The 3,828-nt window shown below is 62.5% G+C and carries 3 protein-coding genes; 2 read left to right on the forward strand and 1 reads right to left on the reverse strand.

The window, feature by feature from the left end; genetic code table 11:
* The coding region (locus ACTJLF_RS34370; RefSeq protein WP_440884864.1) for an amino acid adenylation domain-containing protein at positions 1 to 2,267 on the forward strand (2,267 nt) is incomplete at its 5' end.
* A gap of 53 nt (positions 2,268 to 2,320) precedes the next feature.
* Here the strand turns inward: ACTJLF_RS34370 and ACTJLF_RS34375 are convergent.
* On the reverse strand, positions 2,321 to 3,391 hold the full coding sequence (locus ACTJLF_RS34375) for a LysR family transcriptional regulator (protein ID WP_440884865.1): 1,071 nt from the start codon (positions 3,389 to 3,391) through the stop codon (positions 2,321 to 2,323).
* A gap of 175 nt (positions 3,392 to 3,566) precedes the next feature.
* Here ACTJLF_RS34375 and ACTJLF_RS34380 point away from each other — a divergent pair.
* Positions 3,567 to 3,828, forward strand: a 262-nt coding sequence (locus ACTJLF_RS34380) for a hypothetical protein (protein ID WP_440884866.1), incomplete at its 3' end; no start/stop codon positions are given.

Here is a 3,828-nt window from a genome sequence, read left to right on the forward strand (position 1 = left end):
CGACCACCGCGCGGCTGCTGCCCGAGGGCGTACCCACCGTGCTGCTGGACGCGCCGCAGGTGCGCGAGGCCATCGCCGCTCGCTCTCGCGCCAACCCCACCGACGCACAGCGCACGCGCCCCCTCACCCCGGCCAACCCCGCCTATGTCATCTACACCTCCGGATCCACCGGAAGACCCAAGGGCGTGGTCATCCCCCAGCAGAACGTCGTGCGCCTGCTGGGTGCCACCGAGCACTGGTATCGCTTCGGACCGGACGACGTCTGGACCATGTTCCACTCCCATGCCTTCGACTTCTCGGTCTGGGAGCTGTGGGGGCCCCTCCTGCGCGGTGGCCGCCTGGTGGTCATCCCCAACCTGCTGAGCCGCTCGCCTTCGGAGTTCCTGGCGCTGCTCGTGCGCGAGAAGGTCACGGTCCTGAACCAGACGCCTTCGGCCTTCTACCAGCTCATGCAGGCCGACCAGGAGCTGCCGCACCTGCGCGCGGGCCTGGCGCTGCGCTGCGTGATCTTCGGTGGCGAGGCCCTGGAGCTGCGCCGCCTGCAGGACTGGTACGACCGCCATGCGGACGACGCCCCGGTGCTGGTCAACATGTACGGCATCACCGAGACGACGGTGCATGTCAGCTACATCGCGCTGGACCGCCACATCGCCTCGGCCGAGGCCAACAGCCTGATCGGGCGCGGCATCCCCGACTTGCAGGTGTACGTGCTGGACGACCTGCTGCAGCCGGTGCCCGCAGGCGTGCCCGGCGAGCTCTATGTTGCGGGCGCGGGCCTGGCACGCGGCTACCTGAACCGCCCCAGCCTGAGCGCCGAGCGCTTCGTGGCCAACCCCCACGGCCCCGCGGGCAGCCGCATGTACCGCACCGGCGACCTCGCACGCTGGCGCGCCGACGGCGTGCTCGACTTCCTCGGACGCGCCGACCAGCAGGTCAAGATCCGGGGCTTCCGCATCGAGCCCGGCGAGATCGAGGCCGCGCTCACCCGACTGCCCCTCGTCGCACAGGCCGCCGTCATCGCCCGCGAGGACACTCCCGGCCACAAGCAGCTCGTGGGCTATGTGGTGACCGAGTCTGCCGATTCGAGCATCGACACACAGGCCCTGCGCCGCGCCCTGTCGGAGTCCCTGCCCGAACACATGGTCCCCGCGGCCATCGTGGCCCTGCCCGCACTGCCGCTCACACCCAACGGCAAGCTCGACCGCAAGGCCCTGCCCGCGCCGGACTTCACCCCACACAGCATCCGCGCGCCGCGCACGCCCCAGGAGGAGATCCTTGCGGCCCTCTTCGCAGAGATCCTCCACCTCCCGCAGGTCGGCATCCACGACAACTTCTTCGACCTCGGTGGCCACTCCCTGCTGGCCACCAAGCTTATCAACCGCACCCGCTCCGCCCTGGGCGTGGAGCTGGCCATCCGCACGCTGTTCGAGGCGCCCAGCGTCGCGCAACTCAGCGAGCGGATCAATGCCAAGAACCAGAACGACTCGTTCGAGACGCTGATCCCGATCCGAGCCACGGGAGATACCGCACCGTTGTTCTGCATCCACCCGGGGGGCGGATTGAGCTGGGGCTATGGGTCGCTCATTAAATACCTTGGCAACAATCGCCCGGTCTACGGCCTGCAGGCCCGAGGGTATGCCGACCTCGCGCTCATGCCGGATTCGATTGAAGCGATGGCGGCGGACTACCTGGAAGAGATCAGGAAGATTCAGCCTTCAGGCCCCTACAACCTGCTCGGCTGGTCATTCGGCGGGTATGTCGCCGTTGAAATAGCCCGCCTCGCCACTTCCCAAAGCGGGAAGGACAACCAGGTTGTCCTTCTCGATACCTATCCACCGCATGTGAACATTTTCAAGACGCCGATTCAGCAGCCCGACCTCGAACGGCTCGACTTCCCTGACGAGCGAAAAAGTGCCTATCTCCAGCAGGAGAGAATATGGAAGGGCATCACCTTCAACACGGAAAAATCCATTCTTTCGAGCCTCAGCAAGAACCACATCGAAAGAATGAACCGAGTGACCAAACACAACGTGTCACTTCTGAAAGACTACAAGCCCGAGAAGATCTCTGGCAACCTGCTGCTGTTCGTCGCCACTGAAACACCTCGCCTTCCCTCACCCGAGGTCTGGCTCCCCTATGTGACAGGCCAGGTGAATGTGTATGAAATCGCATGCCACCATGGCGCGATGACAGACCCGGAACCGATGTCCGAAATCGGCAAGGTGCTGACCTCGAAATTGGAGACGGCTCTGCGAAGCACGTCCTAGCCGGGTGGGTGTTGCCGTATGACGATGCGGCATCACCTGCTTCAAACGAACGCTCAGGGAGAAGGAGGTTCCTCGTGCGGCGAAATCACGAGCACGGACTGCGACACGGTCGAGGCGTCGCCGGTCGGGCCCGTCGAGTTGACGGCCGATGAGACCGGCATATCGAGGATCCCGCCGTTGCCTGCAGAAGACCCGGCGACGGAACTCAGGCCCGCTCTGAGCAACTCAGTGAAAGCCCTGACCACAGGTGCGGCACTTCGCTTGCTTGGATAGAAGACATTCAGGTCCAGGGAGCGAATTTCCAGGTCTTCGAGCAAACGCACCAGTTCCCCTTTGCGAACCTGGTCCCTGCACATGTGCTCAGGGAGGCAAACAATGCCCAGCCCCTGCATGGAAAGGTAACGCGCGCCGCCCAAGTTGTCGATGTTGAGCCTCGGACGCACGTCCTTGAAAACCTCGAGTTCGAACAGGTTGCCCAATCCGGGTGCGAAGTGTGTCTCCCGGTCATTGGTCGCGATGATGTCGTGCATGCCCAACTCGTCGAGGGACTGAACACCCCCGCGACGTTCTAAATAGGCTGGCGATGCGCAGAGCCAACGCGCCAGAGAGATAAATCTCGAAGACCCGGGCGGATGGGTAGGACCGCTCGAAATGGCGACATCCACGTTTTCCGAGCGAAGCTCGGCCTTCTGCATCGTGGAGCGCATCACGACGTTGACACCTTCGTACCGTTCGAGAAAGCGCGGCAGCACCAACTGCTGCACCTGTTCCTCCAGACCCGCATCCGCTGCGATGCAAACAGTCAATTGCCCCTGCGGGGCGAGGCCCAGATCACCGACATGGCCGATGGACTCGCCGATGCGCTTCATGATGTCGACGCCTCGGTCCTTGAGCACATTCCCGGCGCGGGTGAGCTTGACCTTGCGCGTGGTGCGATTAAGCAGGGGCGTGCCCATCAACGTCTCCAATCGCACGATGCTGCGGCTGACACTGGATTTGCTGATGCCTAGTTCGTCCGCTGCGGCGGAGAAACTGTAGAGGACTGCCACGTAGGTAAAGATCCGAAGATCGTTCAGATCGAGCAGATCCACCTTGTTCTGCGTTGTCGCTTCGACGTCTTGCATTCTGTGTCGTGGGACTGAGAGTGGTTATGGGGGACTGATCGTCCGGTTGCAGTCAACTAGAGTGGATGCAGGTGCGCTCGTACACCGTAAAACGGCTGCTGCATACCGGCCACACTGAGTGTGCCCTACTTCAACTGTTGCGCCTGCGCGTTCCACCTGATCCACATCTAGCGCCTTGGCAGGAAAGCCGGCAAAAACTGCCGCCCTGAACGTCACCGCTGTAGCCAATCATCACCAATGCAAAGGTCCACTCTTAGCCTCGGATTCATCAAGCACTGATAGCCATAAGGAATGCAAGGCAGGGGTTCTGTCGCATCTTCTTTCGAAGATGCCCGAAAAAGCAAAAAAGCCACCCGACTTTCGTCGGGTGGCTTCTGACTTATTAACCGAAGCTGGCTTGCGCCAGCGTCAGATTAGAAAGCGTGACGGATACCGAA

The sequence above is a fragment of the Variovorax sp. 22077 genome (assembly GCF_052044195.1).
Classification (GTDB): Bacteria; Pseudomonadota; Gammaproteobacteria; order Burkholderiales; family Burkholderiaceae_C; genus Variovorax; species Variovorax atrisoli.